We start from the raw sequence: 26,772 nt of genomic DNA, 5'->3' as shown, positions 1-26,772 counted from the left end.
ATGAGTGACTCAATAATTTTAGGTATAGAATCTTCTTGCGACGATACCTCTGCAGCTGTTCTCAAAGGTAATAAAATCCTCTCCAATATTGCTGCCAACCAGAAAATCCATATGGAATACGGTGGCGTAGTTCCGGAACTGGCTTCGCGCGCACATCAGCAGAACATTATTCCGGTGGTAAATCAAGCGTTCATCAAAGCAAATATACAACAAAATGAAATTTCCGCCGTAGGCTTTACACGCGGTCCCGGACTTCTGGGTTCGCTGCTCGTGGGAACTTCTTTTGCTAAATCTCTGGCGATGGGACTCAACGTCCCGCTGATTGAAGTTAACCACTTACAGGCGCACATTTTAGCACATTTTATTGACGATGCAAATCCTAAACCACCCGCGTTTCCATTTTTATGTTTAACGGTTTCCGGTGGTCACACCATGATCGTTTTGGTGAAAAATTATTTCGATATGGAAATCATCGGGAAAACCATTGATGACGCTGCCGGCGAAGCTTTCGACAAAATTGGGAAAATTTTTGGTCTTGATTATCCGGCCGGACCAATTATCGATAAATTAGCAAAAAAAGGCGACGCAAACAGCTTTAATTTTAATAAACCAAAACTCGACGCTTATAATTATTCCTTCAGCGGAATCAAAACCTCGGTGCTGTATTTCATTCAGAAAGAAATCAAAAAAAATCCCGTTTTTATCACCGAAAATTTAGAAAATTTATGTGCTTCAGTGCAAAGATCGATCGTTGAAATTCTGATGCAAAAGCTTGAAAAAGCTGCAGCAGATTTCGGAATTAAAGAAGTTGCGATTGCAGGCGGAGTTTCCGCAAACTCCGGTTTGCGAGAGGCGATGCTGAAAAATGCTGAAAAACTGGGCTGGAATATTTACATCCCGAAATTTGAATACACCACCGATAATGCCGCGATGATTGCCATGGTGGCGAAACTGAAATACGATCGTGGTGAATTTGCTGATCTTTCGGTTTCCGCCACGGCGAGATACGATATTGAAGAAAATTTTAAAAAGAATTTTTAATGAAGCTTTTTTTTGGTGAAATTTTTCCTGAGGTTAAAATTAATGAAGAGGAACAAACGCACATCCTGAAAGTTTTGCGCATGCGCGCCGGCGAAGAAATTTTTGTCACCGACGGAAAAGGAAATCTGGCGAAAGGAAATCTGGTTTTAGAAGGAAAAAAGGTTTTGCTTGACGTTCTGGAAATCCAGCAAAATTTGCCCGAATTCTCGCCAAAATTACACATTGCAATAGCGCCTACAAAAAATATCGACCGCATTGAATTTTTCGTAGAAAAAGCAACCGAAATGGGAATTTCTGAAATTACCATTTTGCAGACTGAAAAAACCGAGCGTAAAAATCTGAACATCGAAAAGCTACGAAAACAAAGCATTTCTGCTTCGAAGCAAAGTTTGAGGTTTCATTTTCCGGTGATAAATGATTTGACCAAATTCTCGGATTTTATTAAGGAAATTGACGCGGAAAAAACTTTTGTGGCGCATTGCAATGAAAATTTAGAGCGTGTAGAATTACAGAAAATTTCGCCTCAAAAGCAGGTAATTTTTCTGATCGGTCCTGAAGGTGATTTTTCCGACAACGAAATTGCACAATTAGCTAAAAAAGGTGTGAAAGCTGTTTCGTTGGGAAAGCAAAGACTGAGAACCGAAACCGCCGGAATTTTTGTAGCAGCGTGGAATTATGGGAAGATGAGCTAGGCTAAATTTGAGAATTTGAGAATTTGAAAAATTTGCTGTTAAAATGGCAAATTTTTCTTTTTTTTTTAAAACTAAAAAATATGCCGGTTTAGCCGGGAATTTTTACGGGTTTTCTCTTAGGTATTTTGCTAAAATCTGTTCGCCGCTTTGGAGCGAATTTACTGCCCAACGAACTTTCATCCGCCACATTTTTTCTTTCGAAAGTTTATAATCGATACCCGATTTCAACAACTTTTGCTTGAGTTCATACATGCAAATCGATGCCGCCACGGAAACATTGAAACTGCGCGTAAAACCATACATCGGGATTGCTAAAGTTTCGTCGGCGAAATCCAGAATTTCCGCTGTAACGCCTTCCTTTTCGGTGCCGAAAACCAAAGCGACCGGTTCTGAAATTGAAAAATCGGGCAAAAGCGTGGCATTTTTTTCGGGTGAAACCGCCACAATTTTGTAACCGCGCTTTTTTATTTCTGAGATGGATTCTAAACTATGCGGAAGTTTTTCAACCTCAACCCAGGTTTCAGCGCCTTTGGTGACGCGCAAATTTGGGTTGAAAACGTTTTCGCTTTCCATAGCCACAATTTTATGAAATCCGCAGGCTTCTACAGAACGAACAATAGCGGCCGCATTGCGGAACTGAAAAATATCTTCCATCACCGGCAAGACAAAATCGGAACTTTCCGGCGCAAACTGATTGATTTTCTGAAGCCGTTCTTCGGTAAGAAACTGCTGCAAATACTGGAAGATTTCCTGGTTTTTCATAGTGAGCAAAAGTAGGAATTTTATATGGTTTAGCTTTAGGCCGTAAGCGGCAGGCTGTATGCTAAAAGCCTTTTGCTTATTGCGTACAGCGTTTACGCGGTGAATCTGCGCCCCGGCTTGAGTGGAGCTCTCCGCCGCGGCGGAAGCGGGAACGGAAGACGGAAAAAGGCGCCATAAAGAAATAAAAAAACTGCTGTTCTAGAACGTTTATGTAGATCTAAAAAATTAGCCAAATTGCGGCAAATAATGTATTTTTGAAAATATGAAAAGAAAAGTACTGCTGATTTATACCGGCGGAACCATCGGCATGGAAAAAAATTACGCGACGGGCAGTTTGCAGGCGTTTGATTTTGGAAATATTTTCGAGAAACTTCCGGAAATGAATATGCTGGAATGCGAAGTTTCGGTTTACCCGTTTCGCAAACCGCTGGATTCCTCGGACATGGGCCCGAAGGAATGGAAAATTATTGCCAATTACATCGGGAAAAATTATGAGAATTACGACGGTTTTTTAATTCTGCACGGTACAGATACGATGGCGTACAGTGCATCGGCGCTGAGTTTTATGCTGAAAAATCTTCGAAAACCCGTGATTTTTACCGGCTCGCAACTGCCAATTGGTGATTTGCGTACGGATGCTAAAGAAAATTTGCTGACGAGTTTGTATTATGCGAGTCTGTATGAAAACGACGAAGCTGTAATACAGGAAGTTGCGGTGTATTTTGAGTACAAACTGCTACGCGGAAACCGAACTTTGAAATATTCTGCCGAACATTTCGATGCTTTTCAGTCACCGAATTACTCGCAGTTGGGAATTTCGGGTGTGCACCTTAATGTTGAAAAGGAATATTTGTGGCGCGCGCCTTCGGATGCTGAATTTTCGGTGGATGCGCATACTTCGCAGAACGTTTTGTTCTGGCGGATTTTTCCCGGAATGCACCTGAATCATTTTGTGGAAATCCCGAACGTAAAAGTTTTGGTGCTACAGGTTTTTGGATCCGGGACGATTTTCAATACTGAAAAAACAAAGGAAATTCTGCAGAATTTACGCAAAAACGGAACTGAGATCGTGGTTATTTCGCAGTGCGTTTCGGGCGGAATAAGTTTTGGAAAATATTCGAACTCCAATATTTTCGCGGAAATCGGTGCGATCAGCGGAAACGATATTACGGCGGAAAGCGCTATTACCAAAGCAATGCACCTGCTGGACAATCCGAAATATTCCGGCACATTTGCGCAGAATTTTGCAAAAAACCTGTGTGGTGAGGTAACGGCAAATTAAAGTTTGAAAAATTAAGGATTTCGGTTTTGGAATTCAATTAAATACGCTATTTTTGCAGTCTTCAATCAGAGAGGTGTCCGAGTGGTTGAAGGAGCTACCCTGGAAAGGTAGTATACGGGTAACTGTATCGTGGGTTCGAATCCCATCCTCTCTACCATCTAAGAAAATAAAAAAAAAGGAACTTTTACGTTCCTTTTTTTTTGTTTTATATATTTCCAAAAATTCCGCTTTAAAACCCCGAATTTTTCTTATTTTTCGAAAGTTTCGCCGCGGCGGCTTCATCTAAATACCATACTGTTTTATTTTCGTCGGTAGAAATTAGCCTCGCCGGATACAATTCTGCGGAAGCGTTTTTGTCTTCCAAAACATGATATACAGCATCGGCTTTGTCTGAGCCGAAAACGATAAACGCAATATTTCGGGATTGACTGATCAGCGGCGCCGTCATAGTGATTCGATGCATGCCAACTTCTTCCACAAAAACAGATTTTACGGCAGCTTCAATTTCAGCTAAAACGTCGGTGTGCGGAAATAGTGATGCGGTGTGAGAATTTGAACCTAAACCTAAAAGATTAAAATCAAATTCAACCGTTTTATTTTCAAAATGTGCAGCAATTGCTTCATTATATTTTTCAGCGGCTTCTTCCGGAGTGCCGGAAGTGTCGAGATTACAAATCTGTGTATCGGGAATTTTTAACGGTTCGAAGAGCAAATTTTTTATCATTAGCGAATTTCGCTGCGCATCACCTTCGGGCACAAAACGTTCATCACCGAAGAAAAAATAGGTTTTGCTCCAGTCAATCCGATCTTTGTAAGATTCGGAAGCCAACAGCTGGTACAGTTTTTTTGGAGAATCTCCGCCGGAAAGCACAAAGGTAAATTCGCCACGGTTTTTAATGGCAAATTCCGCGACTTCGCAAATTTTTTCTGCTAAAGAAATATTCAATTCCTCGACATTTTTAAATTTTTTAATATTCATTTTTTACTTCTTTTTATTGCTGTCTGGTAAACTAAACCAATGATAGCCGTCTTTTGCGATAAGCGCTTCGGCATTTTCCGGCCCCCAGGAATCTGCGGAATAATTCGGAAAGTTTTGCGCGTTGTTTTTCTCCCAATAGTTTAGGATCGGCATGATTAATTCCCACGCAGCTTCCACCTGATCAGCGCGCATAAATAAAGTCTGATCACCAACAATTGCATCCAGCAAAAGCGTTTCGTAAGCTTCAGGAGAATCAGACTTTTTGTTGTCTGCATAATCAAAAACAACATCAACGGTATTTAAATTCATTTCAAGTCCGGGCACTTTGCTTTGAAGCTGAAAACGAATCGCCATATCGGGTTGAATGCTGATGACCAAACGGTTTTGCTTCGGCACACCGGAGTCTGCGGAAACGAAGATATTGTGCGGAATTTCTTTAAACTGAATGGTAATAACCGAAGCCGACTTAAATAACCTTTTGCCGGTTCTGAGGTAAAACGGAACGCCTTGCCAGCGCCAGTTATCGATGTGAAGTTTCAGCGCCGCATAGGTTTCGGTATTGGAATTAGGGTCTACGTTTTCTTCCTCGCGATAACCTAAAACTTCTTCACCTTCCACCCAACCCGAACTGTACTGTCCACGCACCGCCATACTTTCTATTTTTCCGCTTTCTATTTTCCGCATGGCTTTCAAAACGTCAACTTTTCGGTCGCGCACTTCATTTGCTTTAAAACTGGTCGGCGGTTCCATGGCGATGATACATAAAAGCTGCAACAAGTGGTTTTGAATCATATCACGTAAAATTCCGGCGCCTTCGAAATATTTACCACGTGTTCCGATGCCGATTTGCTCCGTCACCGAAATCTGAACATGCTCCACATGATTGCGGTTCCAAAGTGGCTCCATAATAGAGTTTGCGAAACGAAACGCCATAATATTCTGCACCACTTCTTTTCCCAGATAATGATCGATGCGGTAAATTTGCTTCTCCTCAAAAATGTTCAGTAATTTTCGGTTGAGTTCCTTCGCGGATTCCAAATCGGTACCGAAAGGTTTTTCGATAATTATTCGGGTTGTTTCAGGGTTATTTTCCAGTTTTGCTTTGCTGATATTTTCTGCAATTGTGCAGAAAAAATGGGGCGCGACCGCACAGTAATAAATGAGCGACGGAGTTTGGTTCCACTCTCTTTTGAATTGCTCAATAATTTTTCCAAACGGTTTGAAAGCACCGGCGTTGGTAAGATCAGCATCCTGAAAACCGATGTGCGACGCAAATTTTGCCCAATCTTCTTTTTTGGTTTTTCCACTTCGCGAAAATTCATTTACAGCCTCCAATAATTCCTGCTGATATTTTTCAGCAGTCATTTTCGATGATGAAGAACCGATAATGGCGAAATTTTCGGGCAGCCAGTTCGCTAAAAAAAGGTTGTAAAGCGCGGGCATAATTTTGCGTTTCGTAAGGTCGCCGGTCCCACCAAAAATTATAAAGATGGTGGGTTCCGTGGTTTTATTGGAGGTATTCAGCATTTTTAAATTTTAAAAGATTTACAGTTTTTACCGGTTATTCCTTGATATTTTCCATAATCCATTTGGTATGGAAAACGCCTTCTTTAGCTTTAAGTTCGTAAGTGTGGGAACCGAAAAAGTCGCGTTGCGCCTGAATTAAATTGGTCGGCATGGTTTCGGAACGGAAATTATCAAAATAGCTGAGGGCCGCCGAAAAAGCCGGAGTAGCAATTCCATTTAAAACCGCGTCGGAGACCACATTTCGCGCTGCGGTAATATTCATCGAAATACTTTGTGCAATTTGCTTATCCAGCAGCAAATGTTTCAGCTCGGGATTTTTATTGTAAGCCGAATAAATATCCTCTAAAAACTCGGAACGGATGATGCAGCCACCGCGCCAAATCTTCGCAATTACATCTAGATTCAGGTCATAATCAAATTCTTCATTTGCGGCATACATCAAATGCATTCCCTGCGCATACGCAGAAACCATGGCGAAATAAAAAGCATTTTCAAGCTTTGTGGCGTATTCTTCCGGGCTTTTTCCGTAAGCGCTGGCAGTTTGGTCGGGATAAATTTTCGAGGCTTCAACACGCAAATCTTTTTTGCTTGAAAGGTCGCGCGTGGACACCGAAACATCGATTATTGGAGTTGGAAGATGCAAGTCCATTGCGGCCTGCGACGTCCATTTTCCCGTACCTTTTGCTTTTGCCTGATCGCGGATGCTGTCCAGCAAAATATTTTCTTCGCCTTCGTTTCGGTAAGAAAATATATCGGCAGTAATTTCAACTAGATAAGATTTTAGTCGGCCTTCATTCCAGCTTTTATAAACTTTATAAATCTCGTCGTTATGCATTTCCAGCCCGTCTTTCATAATTGCGTAGGTTTCCGAAATTAGCTGCATTATGGCGTATTCAATTCCGTTGTGCACCATTTTTACAAAATGTCCTGCAGAACCTTTACCCATAAAGGCGACGGTTGGTTCGCCATTTACCTGCGCCGCAATTTTTTCTAAAATTGGTTGCAGATATTTGTACGCTTCCTTATCGCCGCCGGGCATCATACTCGGACCGCGTCGGGCACCTTCTTCACCGCCGGAAACGCCCATTCCCACAAAATGATAGCCTTTTTCTTCGAGCTCTTTGTACCTTTTTTCCGTATCTGTATAATGCGAATTTCCACCATCAATAATAATGTCGCCGGGTGATAAAACGCCGAGTAAATCTTTAATCACATTATCTACGATTTCACCTGCTGGCACCAACATCATCACTATTTTCGGACTTTTCAAACTTTCGGCAAATTCATTTAGATCGGTATAACCTTTAATGTTATCAGATTTTAAATCATTCAGCTCCTGAACTTGCTCTTTATTGATATCGTAACCCGAACAGGAATAACCGTGATCAGCGATATTTTGTAAAAGATTTGAGCCCATGGTACCGAGACCAATCATTCCGAAGGCGCTTTGAGAAGTATTTTCGTGTGTCATAATTTTTAAAGAATTAAATTGAATTGCTAAAGTTTTCCTTCTAAAAAATTCCGCCTTAAAACGGCCTTTTTTTTGGGTTTTGTCTTTATCGTGAATTCTGAATAATAATAAATTTAAAATCGAAAAATTTCCCCTAAAAGCAGCTTATTTTTCTATTTTAAAAGTGTCGAATTTTATTTGATTAAAAGCTATTTCGAGAAAAAATGCCCAAATAGCTGCTAATTTTTTTGCAGGAGATCCCGTGCTTTTTTAACCACGTTTTCCACCGTGAAACCGTATTCAGCGAAGAGTTCTTCCGCCGGTGCTGATTCACCAAACTTTTCAATTCCGATAACATCGCCATCATCAGTCGTATATTTCATCCAGCCAACAGGTGAACCGGCTTCTACGGCAAGTCGTTTTCTGATATTTTTCGGGAAGACTTTTTCTCGGTATTCTGCGGGTTGTTTATCGAACAAATTCCAGCTCGGCATGCTGACAATACGTGTACGGATATTTTCATTTTTTAAATTTTCCTGCGCTTCTAAGATCAAATGCACTTCGGAACCTGAAGCTATTAAAATGATTTCTGGTTCACCTTCACAATCCGAAAGAATATAGGCACCTTTTTCGAGCTCGTTCGCGCTGGTATATTTTTGCTGATCGATTACCGGAATTCCCTGGCGCGTTAGCACGATACAAACCGGTCCGTCGGTATGCTCGATGGCGACGCGCCAAGCCTGTGCGGTTTCATTCGCGTCGGCCGGACGGATGACAGTCATTCCCGGAACAGTTCGCAGACCAATGAACTGTTCGATCGGTTGATGCGTGGTGCCATCTTCGCCCAGACCAATGCTGTCGTGCGTGAAAACCATAATCGGGCGGATATTCATAATCGAGGCTAAACGGAGCGGCGGCCGCATATAGTCGGAAAAAATCAGAAATGTAGCGCCGTACGGAATTAAATATTTGCTGAGTGCCATTCCGTTTAAAACAGCTCCCATCGCATGTTCGCGAATACCAAAATGGAAATTACGACCGTCCGGATTTTTTGCTGAAAAAGATTTAAAATCGTTGAGATTGGTGTCTGTCGACGGCGCTAAATCTGCGGAACCACCGATGAGCTGCGGTAAATACTGCGCAATAGCATTTAAGGTTTTTCCTGAAGCTTTTCTGGTCGCCATTTCTTCGCCCGCTTCAAAAACCGGAAGATTTTTGTGCCAATCAGCCGGTAATTTTCCAGCGGTAATATCTTCGTATTCTTTGGCTAATTCGGGATGACGTTTCTTATAATTTTGATACAGTTTGTTCCAGTTCTCTTCGTGTTGTGCGGATTTTTCACCTGCTTTACGGTAAAATTCTGCCACTTCGGGTGGAATTACAAAACTTTTATCGGGGTCAAAACCGAAATTTTCTTTCACCAAACGTACTTCGTCCTCACCTAAAGGCGAACCATGAGCCGCGGCGGTATTGTGTTTATTAGGACTTCCGTAGCCAATAACACTTCTGACGTTAATTAACGACGGACGGTTTCTTTCGTTTTTTGCGTTTTCAACAGCTTCTAAAAGCGCGTCCAAATCTTTAATATCGTCCACATTCTGAACATGCCAGCCGTAAGCTTCAAATCTTTTCGAAACATCTTCATCAAAAGCTAAATCGGTATCGCCTTCAATCGTGATGTTGTTGTTATCATAGAAATAAATCATGTTTCCCAGACCAAGATTGCCCGCAAGCGAAGCAGCTTCTGCTGTTATACCTTCCATAATATCACCGTCGCTGCAGATGGCGTAGATTTTATAATCGAAAATATCGAAATCCGGCTGGTTATAGCGTGCCGCCATATATCGCTGCGCAATCGCCATTCCGACGCCGTTCGCAAAACCTTGTCCGAGCGGTCCGGTGGTAACTTCAATTCCTGGTGTAAGTCCGTATTCGGGGTGGCCGGGCGTAATACTGTGAAGTTGCCGAAAATTTTTAATGTCATCCAAGGTAATTTCGTAACCTGTCAAATGTAAAAAAGCATATTGCAGCATGCAAGCGTGGCCGGCGGAAAGTACAAAGCGGTCCCGATTGGCCCAATGTGGATTTTTTGGATTGTAGCGCATGACTTCCGACCACAAAATATGGCCGAGGGGAGCCAAGGCCATTGGAGTTCCGGGATGTCCGGAGTTTGCTTTCTGTACCGCATCAGCAGCTAAAACTCTAACGGTATCAATGCTTTTTTGAATTAAATTCGGGGTCTCCATTTCATTGATTTTTCTTCAGAATTAAATTTTGTAAGAAAAAAAGCAAGGAAAAACGGGCTTTTTTTTAGAAATTTCACCGATGGCGAAAAAATCTTACAAGATGAAGAAATGAAACAAACATTCAGCCAATGACCAGATTTTGCGATTGAAATTTATTATTCGTAAAAAAAATGGTGTTTTAAGCGGAAATTTTTCTGTTTTAAAGACGGATGAATTTTTTGTTCTCAAAACGTTTTACATCCACTTCTTTCATCAGTTCTTTGCCATTTTCGATGTGCTGGAAAAGTTCGTCAGCGAAAAAACAACCGTTAAGAATTCCGCGCGCGCCCAAACCATTAAAAATGAAATAATTGGGGAATTCCGCGTGACTGCCAAGTATTGGACGGCGGTCTTTCACCGTTGGACGGAAACCGTAATTTATTTCCACCACTTCAAATGAATGCGGATAAAATTCTGACAATCCATCGATAAGTTGCTGCGTGGCAAAATCATCAATTTCTTTTTCGCGCTCAAGCGGATCGTATGTTCCGCCGTAGTAATGCAGACCATTATTTAGCGGAAAAAGGAAGTGTTTTTTCTTAATTGTATATTCGTTTTTTGGCTTAACGGAAAGCTTGACCTTTAAATGATGACCTTTATTTGGAATTACCGGAATGTCTTTAAAAAACGGATTTTTAGATACGCCCATACCTTCACAAAAAACGATGTTTTTGGCGGTAATTTCTTTATATGTTAAACCGTGGAGTTCAGCATAATCAAATTTTTCCGCCTTTAAATGACCATTTTTTTTGAAATAGCTATTGAAGTCAGTGAAGAAATCTTCAACATTTAAGCGTGCAGAATTTTTCACCGCGCCGGTTCCGAAAGGATTTAAAATAGTATCTAGATTTTCAAAATCTTTGGCTAAAAAAGGAGCTAATTCTTCGGTTTCGGATTTGGAAAGCCAGAGCTCTTTTTCTTTTTCATCGTGGAAAATTCGGTGGATATTTTCAGAAATTTGGTAGTTTTTGCCGGTAAAATTTTGAATTTCATTTAAAGTTTTTGATAGAAATTCAATCTGTTCAGCTGCCAGCCAAAATGTGGTGAATTTCTTTAAAACAACCGGATTAATAATTCCGGCTGAAATCTGCGAAGCACTTTTTTCTGAATCCGAAAACAAGACAAATGCTTTCTGATGTTTCATGAGCTGGTGCGCGAAAAACAGCGCCGCGTAACCGTCGCCTACAATAATATAATCTACCTCTTTCTGCATAATTTATTAAAAAAAACCATTCTTCAAGTTAGGAATTTACACGAAAAAACCTGAGCAAAATTACTCAGGTTTTTTAATAATATAAGCGGAAATATTAATAATTCCACATATCGCTTTCCATTTGCAGGATTTGCGCTTTGATTCTTTCGCTTTCTTCCAGCTGAGCATCAGCATCATTAGGAATATAATCCTTAATAACACCGTTTCCTAAACCGTTATCTGATTTGTAGATTACGGTAGAAAAACGTCTGGCATTCAATAAATCATCAAAAGTAATGTCAGAAGCCAGGTTTTTATTGTTGAAAACCACAGCGTTTGCCAAAACTTCACGAGCATCCGGATAATACACCCAGAAAAGATCGATAAGCTCATCTTTTGAAGCTAGTGGCTGGCCGTCTGGTCCGTATTGTCCCATTGTAGCCGGATCCTGACCCATCGCTGCGATACCTAAAAGACGATATTTCATCTGGCTGTCGCGACGGTCAATATACCACATTCCTTTGATTTTCAATACCTTAACATTTTCAGTTTTAGTTTCGTAAACGTTGGTATACTCTTTTTGTTCTTCTTCAGTTAATGCACCAGCTTCATTTAAGCGGTCGATACCGGCATCACTCATTACCGCATTTTTGATACGGGATTGGATGGCATCCGGTGCCAAACGCGTCATAAAAAGCTCGTCATCATAAACCTCTGTGATACGGCCATCGTTGATTGCATCAAACAAAAGCTGATATAATGAGCGGTTATTAGAAATCAAACCATCACCATTGTGGTAGAAAGGCTGATTAATTTTATCGTTCATATCAATGATTTCCCAAACCACCATACTTTTTAAGATGTCTTTATCTTCGATAAAGCCATATTTAAGTGGTTCTTTCAAATTTGAAACTACAGAATCACCTTTTTTGATCATATTTAAATCACGATATTTTCTAAAGGCTTCCGGGGATTTTGCATTGAGAATTGACATCGACGACGGTACTTCTTCCAAATTAATAGAATCCTGCACTTCCGCACCTGCCGCAGGCTCAACAGGCTCTGCTTTAGTTTCCGTTTGTGTTGTAGTTTTCGTATTTTTCGTAGTTTGTGCGCTGACAGTGACGAAACTGAATGCAACTACTACGAATATAATTTTTTTCATTTTAAAATATTTAAAATTTAACAGCTATAATATCTGTAACGAAATTACTGTACATTTATTACAACCGGTGGTATTTGTTTTAAAGCCTGGTCACCAAGTCCAGTTGCTGTAGCTTTAATATTAAAGACATATGCAATATCTCCATTTCTAAGATTTTTTGTCAAACTTGCGACAGAGCTCATAGAGTTTCCATTCACGAGCATTGCCGCTTTTCCTGGAACTTTAAACATAAAGCTGTTTACAGTAAAGCTAACAGGGAAATCGAAATCCGGCATGTCAGCTGTGACACGTTGATTTGGAATCGAAGAGGCTGGCATTGAAACGACAGATTTACCCTGGATTTCACCAACTGGTGGTGGTACATTTTTAATTCTGAAAGGGAAAGCCTGAGAAATCACGCCACCTTTTGGATCACGACCGGAGATTGTCAAAGTAACTGTACTTCCTCCACCTGGAGTTACGGTCCATTTTCCGCCACCTCCACTAACCGAAGCTCCCGCAGCAGATAATGAGATTCCAGACATATCAGCACCTAAAATCGATCCTGAAATTGGATTTGGTAAACCCCTATAAAGAACATTCATTTTGTCTGCAGTTACGATTGCGCCTTTCTGTGCTTTAAGTTCCTGCGCACCTGCGATTACTTTATAAGTATGGTTATAAGTGAGCGGGATTACTTTACCGTTTACATCTTTAAAGGAAATGGTTCCACTGAAATTTTTATCACCTAAAGATCCTGTGTCAAGATTTCTAACACCCTGTCCGTTTTGAACAGTTAAACCAGGCATAGCAAGTCCCGGAACGTTGCTGGAATAGTTTCCGATAGCAACTCTACCTTGAGCCGGTTCACCCTGAATAACAATAGTTGGTGCAGAAACAATTGCTGTATAGGCATCAAATTTAATATCAGCATCAATTTTTTCCTGTAACATGATAGAAAGCGCATCACCCTGAATTCCACGAGCGGAAGACTGAATAACTTCTAAGTTTGATAAAGCAGCGATCAAAGGTTGGTTATAAAATTTGTATTGCAACCAGTTTTTCCCGTTACGAGGCTTGTCAAATTCAGAAACCATTTGCTTGTTGGTACGAGCAACCATTTCCTTCATCAAATTATTTGAGCCGAAATTATCAGTAATATATTTCTTAAAAGCTTCAATTTTTTGCTTTAAAGCAATCGCTTCTTTTGAGGCGATATTTTCATCTCCATTTTGGAAGAAAAGGCTGGTTGAAGGTTCTGTGTTATTCAATGATGCAAAACTTTCCTGAATTTCCAAAGCTGGATTGTATTCTGCGTCCTTGCTTAATCTCGCTTTCAAACCTTCAATAGATTGAACCAAGTCATCCGCTTTTTCTTCTAAGCCCCTGTATCTTTCTAACGGAGCCTGGAAGGTGTCAGGTGTATTTTTAGCTTTAGCTTCTAAAGTTTGCTTAAAAATTGAGTTGTTATTTTCTGTTAGCGTTCTGGTTTCTTCCAGAGAGCCAGTGGTGTCTTTATATGATCTGATGATTTCTTGATCGATTTGCATTGCAAGCATTGCAATGAAAACCAAGTACATCAAGTTGATCATCTTCTGACGAGGAGTCTGTTTTCCTTGTGCCATTTTTTAGTAAATTTTGTTAATAGTAATAAATTTCAAATTATGGTAAGGAAATTAAGATTTCATCGCGCTTAGCATTCCGCCGTAAACTCTGTTCAGATTATTAAGGTTAGAAGTTAATCCGGATAATTCTTCGTTAAATTTAGCAGAATGAGCTGCAGATCGCTGCATATCTTCTACATATTTTTTGCTGTATTCAGCCTGCGTTTTTCCGTGCTCCAACTGCAGTGAATAAAGTGCGTTCATGCTTTCAAGGTGACTTGCAGCAAGCATTAACTGGTCATTATATTTTTGAGTAGAACCTGTCACGTCAACTGTTTGGTTAATTTGATCTACAGAACTGGAGAATTTATCGATACCTGTTCTCAAGCGGTCAAATAAGCTAACATCTAATTTAGCATCAGCTAACATTTTGTCTAATTTTTCAGACAAAGAAACTTCCAATTCTTTCACTTCAGCTTCCTGAATTCCTAAAGTGGAATGTTTAGGATTAGGGGAAGCATGAGAGTCTAACAACTCCGGATAAACGTTTTCCCATGCGTACGATTCTTCAGATTTTGGTGCATCAAATGCAAAGATGGTAAAGATTATAGCTTCAGTAATCAAACCGATTGCTAAGGTTACGTTTCCTGTAAGCGGCCCAATACTCCAGTGAGTCATCTTGAAAAGTGCTCCAAGAATTACGATTGCTGCTCCAATTGAGTAGATAAAATTGTACGTTGCTTCTTTAGTTTTAAACATGTGGTGTAGAGTTTATTTTTTTAATATTTAGTTTTCTTGTTCTTATCTGGTTCTTTTTTTGAATTTTACAGAGCCTTCAGGAATATCCTGAACAGTACGGAATCCGATGAAACTTCTTGCCGAATCTTTTCTTTCATAATCTCTGTAACCGGTCATTAATAAATAACCAACATCTTTCCATGACCCACCTCTAACGGATTTTCTAGGTTCTTTAGCTGCCTGTCCTGATAAATATGGATTTAAAGTAGATGCAAACTGGTAAGTAGAGTTATTGTAAGGTGACTCCGTCCATTCTGCCACGTTTCCTGCCATATCGTATAAACCGTATCCATTTCTTGGGAAAGTTTTTACTGGCGCAGTATAGGTGTACCCTTTCTTTTCGTCTTCTAAATAATTACCGCGTTTCGGTTTGAAGTTTGCAAGGTAACATCCTCTGTCATCCTGTAAGTATGGGCCACCCCAAGGATAAGTCGCATTTTCTTTACCACCTCTGGCAGCATATTCCCATTCTGCTTCCGTAGGAAGTCTAAATGCCATTGGTTTTTGTTTTTTTCTTTTTAAAGATTCGTTATAGTCAGATTTCAGTTTAGAACGGAAGTTACAGAAAGCACGCGCCTGATCCCAAGTTACGCCAACAACCGGATAATCTTTATAGGATTTGTGCCAGAAATAACCATCATACAATGGCTCGTTATAAGCATAGCTGAAGTCATTGATCCAAACTGTAGTATCTGGATATACCGCAATACTTTCTTTTTTCAGGTAATTTGCTCCTCGGGAATTATCCTTTACCGCTTGTGCCATATCTTCCCATTGATAAGAATACTGCAATTTACGGGTATCAATAATTCTTTCGTTATTAATTCTTTCCGCTTGTGGAATATACATTGATTCTAAAATCTCAGCATATTGGGCATCAGGATAGTCATTGGTATTCCATTTTAATGGAACGCCCCAATCTAGTTTTTTAGAATCATCGTATCCGTCACGACCTCCTTGCGACTCCATGAATTCTTGATAAGCATTTTTATTTTCACCGGCTTTTTTTGATGAATATGCGTAATCTGCGATAGATGTTCCATTTCCACCGCCGCTTCCGTCGCCGGCTGCTTCAGCAAGAAGTGTTCTTGCGATTGAATCGCGCACATAATCTACAAAAACTTTATACTGACCGTTGGTAATTTCGCTTTCATCCATAAAGAAGGAGGAAACTGTAACGGTTTTTAGCGGAGCCTTTTCCGGAGTGTTGGTAAAATCTTGATCAGCCAGTCCCATTACGAAGGATCCAGCCGGAATTGCCACCATTCCATAAGGACGTTCTGCTGTAAACGTTTTTCCTCTTTTTTTCGCAATCAGTTCACCTTTAGATCCTGGTTTCCCGGATGATGAACCACCTCCTCTGGAGCAAGACATAACAGCGGATGCTGTTAGTAATATTAGAAATACTCTTTTCATTCTATAATTGAAATTAAGCGGTAAATATATAATTTTTTAGAAAAAACAACTAGGCTTTTTTTGAAAAACGCAAAATTGTTGGTAATATTTTATAAACAGGTCAACTTTACTCTACAGTAACGGATTTTGCAAGGTTTCTTGGCTGATCTACATTTGCTCCGCGATAGACTGCTATATAGTAAGAAAGCAACTGTAGTGGGATGGAGGCAATAATCGGCGAGAAACATTCCGAGGTTTCCGGAAACTCAATCACATAATCTGCAACGGAGCTAACCTGTGTATCACCTTTGTTCACTAACGCGATAACCTGCCCTTTTCTTGCCTTAATTTCCTGAACATTGCTCACAATTTTATCATAATGCCCTTGCTTAGGAGCAATAATTACTATTGGCATGTTTTCATCAATCAAGGCGATAGGCCCGTGTTTCATTTCAGCAGCCGGATATCCTTCCGCGTGGATGTATGAAATCTCTTTTAATTTCAAAGCTCCCTCTAATGCTGCAGGAAAATTGTAACCTCTACCTAAATAAAGGAAATTCTGTGCTTCAACAAAGTTTTTTGCAATTTCTTTCACCTTTTCATTTGTGCTTTCCAAAACTTCCTGAACTTTTTTCGGAAGACTTTCAAGCTCGGTAATCAAACGCATAAATTCCTGATTGCTCAGTTTTCCGTTGTGTTTACCTAATTTTAAAGCGATTAATGAAAGTACCGTTAATTGTGCGGTAAAAGCTTTTGTGGATGCAACACCAATTTCAGGACCAGCGTGAGTATAAGAACCAGCATCAGTTACACGTGAAATTGAGGAATCTACCACGTTACAAATTCCATATACAAAAGCTCCTTTTTCTTTCGCCATTTTAATAGCGGCCATTGTATCAGCTGTTTCACCAGACTGGGAAATGGCAATTACAATATCTTTTTCGCTAATGATTGGATTTCTATATCTAAATTCGGAAGCATACTCTACCTCAACCGGAATTCTTGCAAATTCTTCAATTAGATATTCACCGATGAGACCTGCATGCCAGGAAGTTCCGCACGCTATAATGGTGATTTTTTGAGCTTGGTTTAATCTTTCTAAATTATCCCAGATACCGGCCATTTTAATAATTCCCTCTTCTACCAACAATCTACCTCTTAAAGTATCATGGATGGATTTTGGCTGTTCGAAAATTTCTTTTAGCATGAAATGCTCATATCCTCCTTTTTCAATCTGCTCCAAACTTAATTTTAGCTGTTGAACTTCGGCAGTGATTTTCACATTGTCTTTAATATTTCTAATGTCAACACCACTTTCTAATGAAATTGTTGCCATATGACCTTCTTCCAGATAAACAGCTTCTTTGGTAAATTCAACAAAAGGTGAAGCATCTGATGCGATGAAATATTCATTGGTTCCCAAACCAATTGCTAATGGTGAGCCCAGTCTTGCCACTACCAAAAGTCCCGGGAAATCGTCGTGCATTACCGTAATCGCATATGCGCCGTACACTTCATTTAAAGCATAACGCACCGCTGTTGGAAAATCAAAATCTTTATTGACATCCATTACGTATTCGATAAGATTTACCAATACTTCGGTATCAGTTTCAGATTGAAATGAAAAACCTTTTTCGGAAAGCATTGTTTTAATGGTATCATAATTTTCGATGATTCCGTTATGAACCAATGCAATTTTACCATTATTGGATAAATGAGGATGTGAGTTACTGTCGCTCGGGACACCATGTGTCGCCCAGCGCGTGTGGCCCATGCCGACGTGTGCTTTTCCAGAAAGATTTTTTGAAATCGCCACTAAGTCGTCAACCTTACCTTTTGTTTTAGCAACATCAAAAGTTGAACTATCACCGTCAAGCACAATTCCTGCGCTGTCGTATCCTCTATATTCTAATCTCCGCAGCCCGTTAATGACTACTTCATATGCATCCTGAAAGCCAGTATATCCTACAATTCCACACATATCTTAATAATTTTTTTTTTACTTTTTACCGTACGTTAATATCAATTTTGCGCTATTTTCATTTCCCGGATCAGTACCTACAAATACAGCACGGTTCGGCGTGAAGCCTCTGGTCGTAAAGTTCTGCGGTCCCTGAGCTGCATTTAATGTTCCCAGTAGATTTCCACCCGCATCAATCGAATAAGCACCAACGTTTAGAATGAAATGTGCACCGGTCGCCTCACCTTTTTCAATGATATTTTTAAAGGTTTGCGTAATTCCGATGTCATAATACGCCGGATTTTTTTCCAGGTCATAAGCTTTCACCAGGTTATAAATACCTGTGGTGTATAAAGCACTGAGATCAACAAGGTAAGTATTTAAGTCTACCTTGTTTACTTTTTGTTTTACCACAAAACTTAGCGGTTTTTTATAATTATTGTTCCAGGTTTCCAAATCGGTAAAAATCCTCATTTTAGCGGCAATAATTCCGATTTTATCTTTTTCATACATGTTTCTAACCGAAGCAATTGTTTCTTCCGGAACTTTTAAGCCAATACCAGGTCCGCCCATACCCTGCGCGTAAACTTTGGCAGCACCGGTAATGGTATCGCTCACTGCAACAGCGGCCGCAGATGGCGTTCCCGTATGATCAGTAGTTATTTGGTTAAAATGTGTATTTCCGGCGCCGGCATTTAGAACAAAAACAGATTGTGGTCTTGTCGTAGTAGATCCTTCCACTTTATCGTTTTTGAAGTACAAGTTAATTTCCACCGTATTCGGGTCGAAATTAAAGATATAACCGTCATTTTCCGTCACAGATACTTTTATTCCTTTAATATATCGGATAAATGAAGCAACATCGGCAAGTTCCGGTGATTTCGATTTGTTGATGATTTTATTTTGGAAAAAAGCATTATCCAACGGAACTCTAATCGAAGGCGTTCTTTCGAATAATACTGAATTATCGGCGTCTTTGGTCACTTTTACCGAAGAAATTGAACCGTCAAAGACCTGCGTACCTAAAACTTCGCCGGTAGCGACATTTCGGTTCGATCGGATTTGCTGGTCATTGGCACCTAAAAATTCGGTTATTTCTTCAACTTTAATATTCAGCGGTCTTGTCGCTTTGCCATATTTAGTCACAGGATAAGTATTCACCACTTTCTTAGCGGCAACATCTCCGTCCGGGAAAACATAATCTTCAAGCGTCGTAGTTGTTACAGAATCTGCAGCATAAGTGGGCTTTAAAACCAAAACCGCAGAATCTAAAACTGCGTTTGTACCAAAATCGGGATTTGTGCTGCTTAAACGGATTTGGGTTACGAAAGATGATTTTTGAAGTCCGAACTGCGGTTCATAAAAAGCTCCTAAAGTTGCGCTTTGCAAACGGGAACCGTCTGTACGGATGGTATCATTATTATTAACAGTGTAGGCAATTAGCGGATAGCTTTTTTGTGCGGCTTCAGCACCGTTCTCAAAAAACTGAGATCCCAATTGATCAGGATCCGGCTCACAACTCCACAATATTACACTTCCGAGCGCTAAAACAGCAGCAGCTCTGAATATCTGTTGAAAATTTCCTATCATTAAATAAAAATTGATTAGTATATATTAAGAATTGCTTCAGGCTCAAGATATTCCGACTTCGTAGAAGTAGATTTTTCAAAACCTGCTTCCAGATCGTCCTGCAGAAACTCATCACCTTTTACCACAACGTCTACTATGTTCATACTTTCGATCACGAAATTATGAAAATTTGGATTTTTAAACGCAGATAAACCGGTAATATTGTCGAATTTCATTTTTTCTTCTACAGATTCCGAAAGAGGCAGGTTTTCCTCATTGTAAACCGACAGAACAAGTTTGGTATCGTTGAAATAAGAGTCATTTTTGTAAAAACTCTTTAAATAAACCGGAATAAATGAAGCCATCCAGCCGTTCAGGTGAATAACATCCGGAACCCAGTTGAGTTTTTTGATGGTTTCAATGACGCCACGGGCAAAAAATATCGCGCGCTCATCATTGTCCGGGAAAGCCGCTCCGGTTTCATCGATGTAGAATTGCTTTCGCTTAAAATATTCCTCATTATCAATGAAATAAACCTGCAGCCTTTCGCCGGGAAGCGACGCCACTTTGATAATTAAAGGCTGGTCTAAATCATTAATAATAATGTTCATCCCCGAAAGACGGATTACTTCATGCAGCTGAAATTTTCGTTCGCTGATCTGGCCAAATCTTGGCATAAACACCCGTACATCATTTCCCTCCTGATGCATTTTGAGCGCCATCTTACTCACCATTGTCGCCATATTGCTATCTTCCTGATATGGGAACATTTCCGTGGTGACATACAAAATCTTTTGGTTCGGCATAAATTCAATCGTTCTTCTAATTTTACAGCAGAAAATTCTACCGCGCAAATTTACAAAATTTAAACTAATATTACTCTATTTAACATAATATTAGTCTCAATAGGGCTTTATTGCTGCTATTGATAAATAATTTGTAAAAATTAGCCGCAAATTTTATACAGAATTGCTATTTTTACAAGGATAATCACACGATGTATGGAAATATTTACCGCTAAAAAACCTTTTACCGACTTTATTGAAAGGCAGAAAGAAATGGGAAAAAAAATTGGCTTTGCACCCACGATGGGCGCACTTCACCAGGGACATCTCAGCCTTTACTCCCGCGCAAAAAAGGAAAATGACCTCATTATTGCGTCAATTTTTGTAAATCCCACGCAATTCAATAATCCACAGGATTTAGAAAAGTATCCGCGAACGATTGAACGTGACCTGAAACTGCTTGAACAAACAGGTGAAGTTGATGCGGTTTATTTGCCGGAAACCGAAGATATTTACCCAGACGGTTTAAAAAGTAAATCCTATGATTTCGACGGTTTGGAAAATGAAATGGAAGGAAAATCGCGTCCCGGTCATTTTAATGGTGTCGGAACAGTGGTTGAAGAACTTTTACGACAGGTACAGCCGGATAATGGGTATTTTGGTGAAAAAGATTATCAGCAGTTAGCGATTATCGAAAAGTTGGTGCAAAAGCTTCAGCTTCCAGTTAAAATTCACGGCGTTCCTATTTTTCGTGAAAAAAGCGGCCTGGCGATGAGCTCGCGGAATATGCGCTTAAGTCCGCCACAGCATGAAGCTTCAAAAGTTATTTATGAAACTTTAAAAAAAGTAAATGATTGGTTCCGGATTTTAACCGTTCCGGAAATAAACAAAAGAGTAAAAGATATTTTTGAAGACCAGCGCGGGATGGCGCTTGAATATTTTGTTATTGCCGACGAAGAGACGCTGAAAGAAACCGACTTTTTCTACAAAGGTCATAATTACCGCGCTTTCATCGTTGTTTTGGTAAACGATGTGCGCCTCATCGATAATTTACATTTGGATTAAAACATCAAAAGTCTTCCTGTTGGGAAGACTTTTGAACACCAAATCACAAAATATTAATATGAAAAAAATTACTTTCAGCAAGTAATTAGTGACCCGGCTGGGATTCGAACCCAGGACCCATACATTAAAAGTGTATTGCTCTACCAGCTGAGCTACCGAGTCGGTTTAAATTTAAATTTTAGATTCTAAATTTTAAATTACTGACCATCTAAAACCTATAATTAAAATCTATAATTCTGGCAGTGCCTGCGACTGGACTCGAACCAGCACATCCATAGGAAACCACCCCCTCAAGATGGCGTGTCTACCAATTTCACCACGCAGGCAAAAAAAATCCGTAAAACTTACGGAATTTTCTTACTTGTGACCCGGCTGGGATTCGAACCCAGGACCCATACATTAAAAGTGTATTGCTCTACCAGCTGAGCTACCGAGTCGGTCACCATTAAAACTGAACAATTTTATTCTCGTTTTAAAGTGGTGCAAAGATACTTCTTTTTTTAAAATCTCAAAATATTTTAGGTACTTTGTATAAAATAAAAAGATGATAATTTCTCTGATTGGATACATGGGAAGCGGCAAATCACACATTTCCAAACTTTTGAGCGACAAAATGAACTTGAAATTAATTGACCTCGACAAGGAGATTATTGCGCGCCACAATATGCCAATTGCAGAAATTTTCGAGAAAAAAGGGGAAATTTTCTTTAGAAAACAGGAACGCGCTATTTTAGATGAAATTTTAGATACCGAAAAGAGCTGCATCCTGAGTGTCGGTGGTGGCACGCCTGCTTATTATGAGAACATTTCTTTAATTAATGAGAAAAGCACAAGCGTTTACCTTCGCACTTCGGTAAAAATTCTCACCGAACGTTTGCTTAAACAAAAGCAAAAACGACCGTTAATAGCAAAAATTCCTGATGAGCAGCTCCCTGAATTCATCGGGCAACATCTTTTTGAAAGACAGCAATTTTACAGTCAGGCGAAACATACCGTGATAACCGACAATAAGAGTCCCGAAGAAATTTGCCGCGAAATCGCCCAAATTTTTCAAATTTCTTAATCGTTGACTTCGCTGAAAAACAAATCCCAGTCACCATCTTCCATATCGCCATGCGAACCATCATCTACAAAATCCTCAATATCACGACGGTCTTTTTTCGTCGGTCGGCCTTCACCTTTATTGCGGTAATGTTCCTGACTTAGATTTCGCTGTTTCAGGATGTCGTATTGTTCCTTATCGGTTTTGTCTTCAATATGCAGTGGCACTAGTTTCGCGCCCAATCTGCTTTTCGGGATTTGTGTAACTTTTATTTGATAATCGATCTGGTTTTTCCGGATTTTTATAATGTCACCTTCTTTCACTTCACGCGACGATTTCACCGTTTGATTCCCGATTGAAACACGGTTTTTCTTAATCTCATCGGCAGCAATGCTTCTGGTCTTGTAAAAACGTACACACCATAAAAACTTATCGATTCTCATATTTTATTTATACTTTTGCTGGATTAAAAATTTTAGCAATTTAATCATAATATTAAATATGAAAAAAACATTCTTATACCTCGCCGTCGCTTTTGTAACCTTTAATTCTTGCCGAAAAGATGAAATTGTTGCGCAGCCGGAAGTAAGTATAGAAACTCAAAATAGTTATGATGACAAAGCTGCTGCTACCTTTTTGCAAACCCATTATCTGGATGCCAAAGGTAACATTCAGTTTCTTCCTGATACCGATAAAACCAATGTAAAACTTGCCGATTTAAATCCTGTTACACTTCCATCGGGTGTGATTTACGTTGTTCGCCAGGGCGCTCAACCTGAACCGGGAACCGCAATTGGTGACACCGATATTTTGCATCTCATGCACAATACGATGACTTATCTGGCGACAAATACCGACAATAAAATTGAATTTACCTCCGGTTTTCCTTTCAAAAATACCATCGCCGGCACCGGAACTCCGGAAATTGACCCGCTTTATTACTACGCGAAAGAATCGGTGAGAAATGCTGCGAAAGACGACTTACAAAAGCAGAGAAGTTTTTATGAAATTGAAGGTTTCCGCGAAGCGATTCAAAAATTCAAAGCTTTCAATCTTGAAGATGACAGCAACTACAATTTACAGGGTGTAATCATCGTTCCTTCGCGCGCAGCCTTCGCCCGCGATGCCCATTACAACTACACCGGAATTGGTTTTAAAGACCGAAGTTTTATCTTTAACTTCCAGGTTTACAAATCAATACCTGCGCCGGCAACAAGATAGATTTTATTTAAATATTTAAAAAAAAGCTCCTTTTTGGGGCTTTTTTTTGGTTTTAGCTTTACTCGAAAATTTCGCGGACCACAGCCAAAGAATTCGGAATGTAGAAATTGGTGATGTGAAACTGGCAGTAAATCATCAGCGAATCCAGAAAAGCTGTTTTGTCCTTTTTTGCCAGTTTAACGGCGTATATTTCTGGTGCGGTTAAAAATTTCAACCAAATTTCCGAAACGTTTTCGTTGAAAAAAGAATGCGACATTTCAGCTTCAAAAATTCCGCTTTCAGGATTCAAAAATTTGTCATTTCCTTTTAAAGGCGCTACGCCGGAAATCATTAAAAATTTAAAAATAAAGGCCAAATAGGCGTCAAAATTTTGTTCAATAAACTCATTTCTAACGTTAATCATTTCCTCGAAAAGCATTTCGTTCCGGCCTTCTTCGCGCAAAACCTGATGCAGAAAATCTGCGGTAAAAAATAAAACCGAACTCGCGGCAACATTTTGAAAATCGTGAGAATCGGTTCCGGCTTCGAGTTTTGAAACGCGTGAAATCCGGCTTTCCACCGTTTTTTTAGGAACTGAAAAAAGCAGGTAATTAAGGGGAAATAAATAGGGTTTTTTCTTATTCTTCGCGGTGTACAGACCTTTTGCAAAAAAACTCTGAAAACCTGCTTCTTCCGTAAAGCAGTGCAAAATAGCGTCGCTGTCGCCGTATTTCACATACGACAGCAAAAAACCTTTGATAATCTGCATTAATTTACAACGGCAATTTTCGCGGTGGCAGTATCCGTTCCGTCTTCGTTGGTCATCAAAACGAAATATATTCCGGAAGCTACGCGGCTTCCACGGTGATTCAATACATTCCATTCGTAAAATCCGCCACGCGCTACTGCCTGATGCACGAGATTTCCCGCCGAATCGGTAATTCTGATATTGGTTTTCGCCGCCAAACCGCGGATTTTTACATTTCCTTTGTATTGCGCATAAACAACCGGATTCGGATAAACTAAAACATCGGCAAAGTTATCGGTTACATTCACCACATCGCCTTGGTAAACCACAACTCCTTCCACGGTAACAAAATAAACTTTGCCGGTAGCTTTATCAACTTTTATATCGGTAACATCATTTGTGGGCAACGGCGAATTTTCACGTGTAAAATGCTGCAAGGTTTTTTCACCGTTAGCGCTTAAATAAAAAACACCGCCGCCGTCAGCCGAAATCCATTTCTGGTTTCCGGAATCCACTTCAATTTGCAAAATCTGGGTATCGCGGAAGAGTTCTTCGCCCACACCATTTTCTTCGATGATAATCGGTTCCGCTTGTGGTGATGCTTCACCAATTGCGCTTTTCGGATTTTGAAGTACACGCAAACCAATTCTGGTGCCGATCCAGAGATCATCGTTTTTGTCCAAAGCTGCTGAAACCACACCACTTGCGGGCAGATTATTTTCTTTGCGAATCACGGTAAAACGATCATCACCGCGCACTGCAGGTGTATTGTTATAATCATAAATTACCAGGCCGCCACGGCTGTCAAAAAAAGGTGAAAAAAGGTAGAGAATTCCCTCCTTTGCAAAAGGTTTTTGCACGTCACCACCCGACGCAATTGGTATAAGGTTAAATTGGTCCGCTGCAGCGTCATAATGGTAAAAACCAAATTTACCGGCCTGTTCAGAAGTGGACGCGAAAAGCTGGTTATTATCATCGAAAGTAAGTCCGCCAATGCGCTTGTAAAAGGCGTCTTCGGTGATATATTTATTTTTAAAAAGGTCATCAACCATGCGGTAAATCCCTTTTTTACCGGCCTCAAAGGTATAATTTACAAAAAAAATCTCCTCTTTTTTAGCGGGATTTATTACCGCATCCAAAACATTCAACGGAACTTGAAAAGATTTGAAAAAATCCGGGTAAATCCACTCTTTCCCATTAAAATGGTAATAACCAAGATTGCGGTAAATGGGTTCATTGTAACTTTCGCGGCCGCCGCTGGAAATAACAATCTGGTCAGCAACCAAATCAATTTTATAAGAAGTGTTGCTGTACGGACCGTCGGGTTTCAACGCTTCACCGGATTCGGTTAAGATACCGGAAAACTCCGTTCCTGCATAAACTTTCGATTGAGAAAAACAGGCGGTATTTAGCTGTTCTTTAGCATCGAAAGATTTTACCAAACTTCCGGACAAAGTGTAAATCAAAACTTTCGTTTGGTCGCTTACGATGATGTTTTGATCCGTAACTTTTACATCACGGATGTCGTTAAAATTTGCCGCAAGCGCTGAAAATGAATTTCCATTTCCGAAAAAAACTCTGTTTTTGGAGCTAAAAACTGTGGTGTTTCCACTTGCAATCTGCGTAAAATCTCCACTGGACACTGTTGTCCATTCGCGGTAGATGGGAAAAGTGACATCGATTGCGTGTTTTTTTAAACCGGTTGGCGTTACCGCAAAAACCGAATTTTCTTTAATGCCGGCTTCGCGCGCAGGTTCGTAAACACCGATAGAATTTGTAAAAAACGCCGTGTCATCAAATTCTTTTTTATCCAGCCGGAAAATGGAAACGCCATAACCAACCGAAATCACCGCCAAATTCCCAGTAATAGAAATGTGATTGATTTTTTTATCACCAGAATAACCGGTCGCAATTGGTATATCCACGACGTAGGTAATTCCGTCGGGTGAAATAACGTCCAGCGAACCATTTTCGTAACCGACCAAACCGGTTTTGGTTTCGGCGTTATAATCAAAAGCGGAAATTTTCACTTCGTGAAGTCCGTTTGCTTTTGATAATTTTGAAATTTCGCCCGTTGCAGGCGTATAAAAAAATATTCCGTTTTTGGTGGCGGCTATTAATTTTCCGGCATCTTCACGAATTACCAAAACATTATTGTACGAGAATAAATCGGTCCATTTGCCCGAAGATATTTTCTGCGCGGGAACATGTAAAATCCAAAAAAACAGCAAAAACGGGAGGAATTTTTTCAT

The 26,772-nt window shown here is 40.0% G+C and carries 22 protein-coding genes and 4 tRNA genes; 7 read left to right on the top strand and 19 right to left on the bottom strand.

Going from position 1 to position 26,772, the window contains the following annotated elements:
* Both tsaD and OA84_RS05670 read left to right on the top strand, forming a co-directional pair.
* Positions 1 to 1,041: a tRNA (adenosine(37)-N6)-threonylcarbamoyltransferase complex transferase subunit TsaD gene (gene tsaD / locus OA84_RS05675; protein WP_039343646.1), complete on the top strand. Its 1,041-nt coding sequence runs from the start codon at positions 1 to 3 to the stop codon at positions 1,039 to 1,041.
* Entirely contained in the window at positions 1,041 to 1,733 is a 693-nt protein-coding gene (locus tag OA84_RS05670) for an RsmE family RNA methyltransferase (RefSeq protein WP_039343645.1), read from the top strand. Before tsaD ends, OA84_RS05670 begins: the two co-directional genes overlap by 1 nt.
* Before the next feature lie 102 nt (positions 1,734 to 1,835).
* On the opposite strand, the gene OA84_RS05665 is transcribed toward OA84_RS05670, so the two are convergent.
* Complete coding sequence (locus OA84_RS05665) at positions 1,836 to 2,495, bottom strand: TrmH family RNA methyltransferase (protein ID WP_039343641.1); 660 nt, start codon at positions 2,493 to 2,495, stop codon at positions 1,836 to 1,838.
* Between the two features lie 262 nt (positions 2,496 to 2,757).
* On the opposite strand from OA84_RS05665, the gene OA84_RS05660 reads away from it, so the two are divergent.
* Positions 2,758 to 3,777, top strand: coding sequence for an asparaginase (locus OA84_RS05660; protein WP_039343637.1), 1,020 nt, complete (start codon positions 2,758 to 2,760; stop codon positions 3,775 to 3,777).
* A 67-nt stretch (positions 3,778 to 3,844) separates the two neighbouring features.
* Positions 3,845 to 3,934, top strand: a tRNA-Ser gene (locus tag OA84_RS05655).
* Between the two features lie 72 nt (positions 3,935 to 4,006).
* Here OA84_RS05655 and pgl read toward each other — a convergent pair.
* From pgl to OA84_RS05595, 12 genes are all read right to left on the bottom strand, one after another.
* Positions 4,007 to 4,756 (bottom strand): 6-phosphogluconolactonase, encoded by a 750-nt coding sequence (gene pgl, locus OA84_RS05650; protein ID WP_039343635.1) that lies wholly within the window; start codon positions 4,754 to 4,756, stop codon positions 4,007 to 4,009.
* A gap of 3 nt (positions 4,757 to 4,759) precedes the next feature.
* Positions 4,760 to 6,283, bottom strand: a complete 1,524-nt coding sequence (gene zwf / locus OA84_RS05645) for a glucose-6-phosphate dehydrogenase (RefSeq protein ID WP_039343633.1) — start codon at positions 6,281 to 6,283, stop codon at positions 4,760 to 4,762.
* Between the two features lie 34 nt (positions 6,284 to 6,317).
* The gene (gene gndA / locus OA84_RS05640) at positions 6,318 to 7,754 is read right to left on the bottom strand and encodes an NADP-dependent phosphogluconate dehydrogenase (protein WP_039343631.1); all 1,437 of its coding nucleotides are present in this window, start codon (positions 7,752 to 7,754) and stop codon (positions 6,318 to 6,320) included.
* A 218-nt stretch (positions 7,755 to 7,972) separates the two neighbouring features.
* Entirely contained in the window at positions 7,973 to 9,979 is a 2,007-nt protein-coding gene (gene tkt / locus OA84_RS05635) for a transketolase (protein ID WP_039343626.1), read from the bottom strand.
* 199 nt (positions 9,980 to 10,178) lie between these two features.
* Positions 10,179 to 11,231, bottom strand: a complete 1,053-nt coding sequence (locus OA84_RS05630; RefSeq protein WP_039343625.1) for an NAD(P)/FAD-dependent oxidoreductase — start codon at positions 11,229 to 11,231, stop codon at positions 10,179 to 10,181.
* Positions 11,232 to 11,325: 94 nt separating this feature from the next.
* On the bottom strand, positions 11,326 to 12,204 hold the full coding sequence (gene porN, locus OA84_RS05625; protein WP_052252181.1) for a type IX secretion system ring subunit PorN/GldN: 879 nt from the start codon (positions 12,202 to 12,204) through the stop codon (positions 11,326 to 11,328).
* 215 nt (positions 12,205 to 12,419) lie between these two features.
* Entirely contained in the window at positions 12,420 to 13,979 is a 1,560-nt protein-coding gene (gene porM, locus OA84_RS05620) for a type IX secretion system motor protein PorM/GldM (RefSeq protein ID WP_039343622.1), read from the bottom strand.
* Positions 13,980 to 14,030: 51 nt separating this feature from the next.
* Positions 14,031 to 14,717, bottom strand: a complete 687-nt coding sequence (gene porL / locus OA84_RS05615) for a type IX secretion system motor protein PorL/GldL (protein ID WP_039343620.1) — start codon at positions 14,715 to 14,717, stop codon at positions 14,031 to 14,033.
* A gap of 42 nt (positions 14,718 to 14,759) precedes the next feature.
* Positions 14,760 to 16,172, bottom strand: coding sequence for a T9SS ring complex lipoprotein PorK/GldK (gene porK, locus OA84_RS05610; protein WP_039343619.1), 1,413 nt, complete (start codon positions 16,170 to 16,172; stop codon positions 14,760 to 14,762).
* Between the two features lie 106 nt (positions 16,173 to 16,278).
* Positions 16,279 to 18,132 carry a glutamine--fructose-6-phosphate transaminase (isomerizing) gene (gene glmS, locus OA84_RS05605; protein ID WP_039343618.1) on the bottom strand — a complete coding sequence of 618 codons (1,854 nt, stop codon included), beginning with the start codon at positions 18,130 to 18,132 and terminating at the stop codon, positions 16,279 to 16,281.
* A gap of 18 nt (positions 18,133 to 18,150) precedes the next feature.
* Positions 18,151 to 19,701, bottom strand: a complete 1,551-nt coding sequence (locus OA84_RS05600) for a DUF4270 family protein (protein WP_039343617.1) — start codon at positions 19,699 to 19,701, stop codon at positions 18,151 to 18,153.
* A gap of 14 nt (positions 19,702 to 19,715) precedes the next feature.
* Complete coding sequence (locus OA84_RS05595; RefSeq protein WP_039343616.1) at positions 19,716 to 20,486, bottom strand: glycogen/starch synthase; 771 nt, start codon at positions 20,484 to 20,486, stop codon at positions 19,716 to 19,718.
* Positions 20,487 to 20,681: 195 nt separating this feature from the next.
* Between OA84_RS05595 and panC the strand changes: the two genes are divergently transcribed.
* Positions 20,682 to 21,530 (top strand): pantoate--beta-alanine ligase, encoded by an 849-nt coding sequence (gene panC / locus OA84_RS05590; protein WP_039343615.1) that lies wholly within the window; start codon positions 20,682 to 20,684, stop codon positions 21,528 to 21,530.
* A gap of 89 nt (positions 21,531 to 21,619) precedes the next feature.
* Here the strand turns inward: panC and OA84_RS05585 are convergent.
* The 3 genes from OA84_RS05585 to OA84_RS05575 form a co-directional block, all read right to left on the bottom strand.
* Positions 21,620 to 21,692, bottom strand: a tRNA-Lys gene (locus OA84_RS05585).
* 81 nt (positions 21,693 to 21,773) lie between these two features.
* Positions 21,774 to 21,856: transfer RNA gene (locus OA84_RS05580), tRNA-Leu, on the bottom strand.
* A gap of 38 nt (positions 21,857 to 21,894) precedes the next feature.
* Positions 21,895 to 21,967, bottom strand: a tRNA-Lys gene (locus tag OA84_RS05575).
* A 107-nt stretch (positions 21,968 to 22,074) separates the two neighbouring features.
* Between OA84_RS05575 and OA84_RS05570 the strand changes: the two genes are divergently transcribed.
* A complete protein-coding gene (locus tag OA84_RS05570; protein WP_039343614.1) occupies positions 22,075 to 22,593 on the top strand; it encodes a shikimate kinase in 519 nt (172 codons plus the stop codon).
* On the opposite strand, the gene OA84_RS05565 is transcribed toward OA84_RS05570, so the two are convergent.
* Positions 22,590 to 23,015, bottom strand: a complete 426-nt coding sequence (locus OA84_RS05565; protein ID WP_039343612.1) for an RNA-binding S4 domain-containing protein — start codon at positions 23,013 to 23,015, stop codon at positions 22,590 to 22,592. The two genes, OA84_RS05570 and OA84_RS05565, sit on opposite strands and share 4 nt — an antisense overlap.
* Positions 23,016 to 23,073: 58 nt before the next feature.
* On the opposite strand from OA84_RS05565, the gene OA84_RS05560 reads away from it, so the two are divergent.
* Positions 23,074 to 23,793, top strand: coding sequence for a hypothetical protein (locus OA84_RS05560; RefSeq protein ID WP_039343609.1), 720 nt, complete (start codon positions 23,074 to 23,076; stop codon positions 23,791 to 23,793).
* A 58-nt stretch (positions 23,794 to 23,851) separates the two neighbouring features.
* Here the strand turns inward: OA84_RS05560 and recO are convergent, their stop codons facing one another.
* Complete coding sequence (gene recO / locus OA84_RS05555; protein WP_039343608.1) at positions 23,852 to 24,541, bottom strand: DNA repair protein RecO; 690 nt, start codon at positions 24,539 to 24,541, stop codon at positions 23,852 to 23,854.
* Positions 24,541 to 26,772 carry a type IX secretion system anionic LPS delivery protein PorZ gene (porZ, locus tag OA84_RS05550; protein WP_039343607.1) on the bottom strand — a complete coding sequence of 744 codons (2,232 nt, stop codon included), beginning with the start codon at positions 26,770 to 26,772 and terminating at the stop codon, positions 24,541 to 24,543. The genes recO and porZ overlap by 1 nt, the downstream gene beginning before the upstream one ends.

The sequence above is a fragment of the Kaistella solincola genome (assembly GCF_000812875.1).
Classification (GTDB): Bacteria; Bacteroidota; Bacteroidia; order Flavobacteriales; family Weeksellaceae; genus Kaistella; species Kaistella solincola.
The sequence above is the reverse complement of the archived record's forward strand: the minus strand, read 5'-3'. Positions and strand labels throughout refer to the sequence as shown.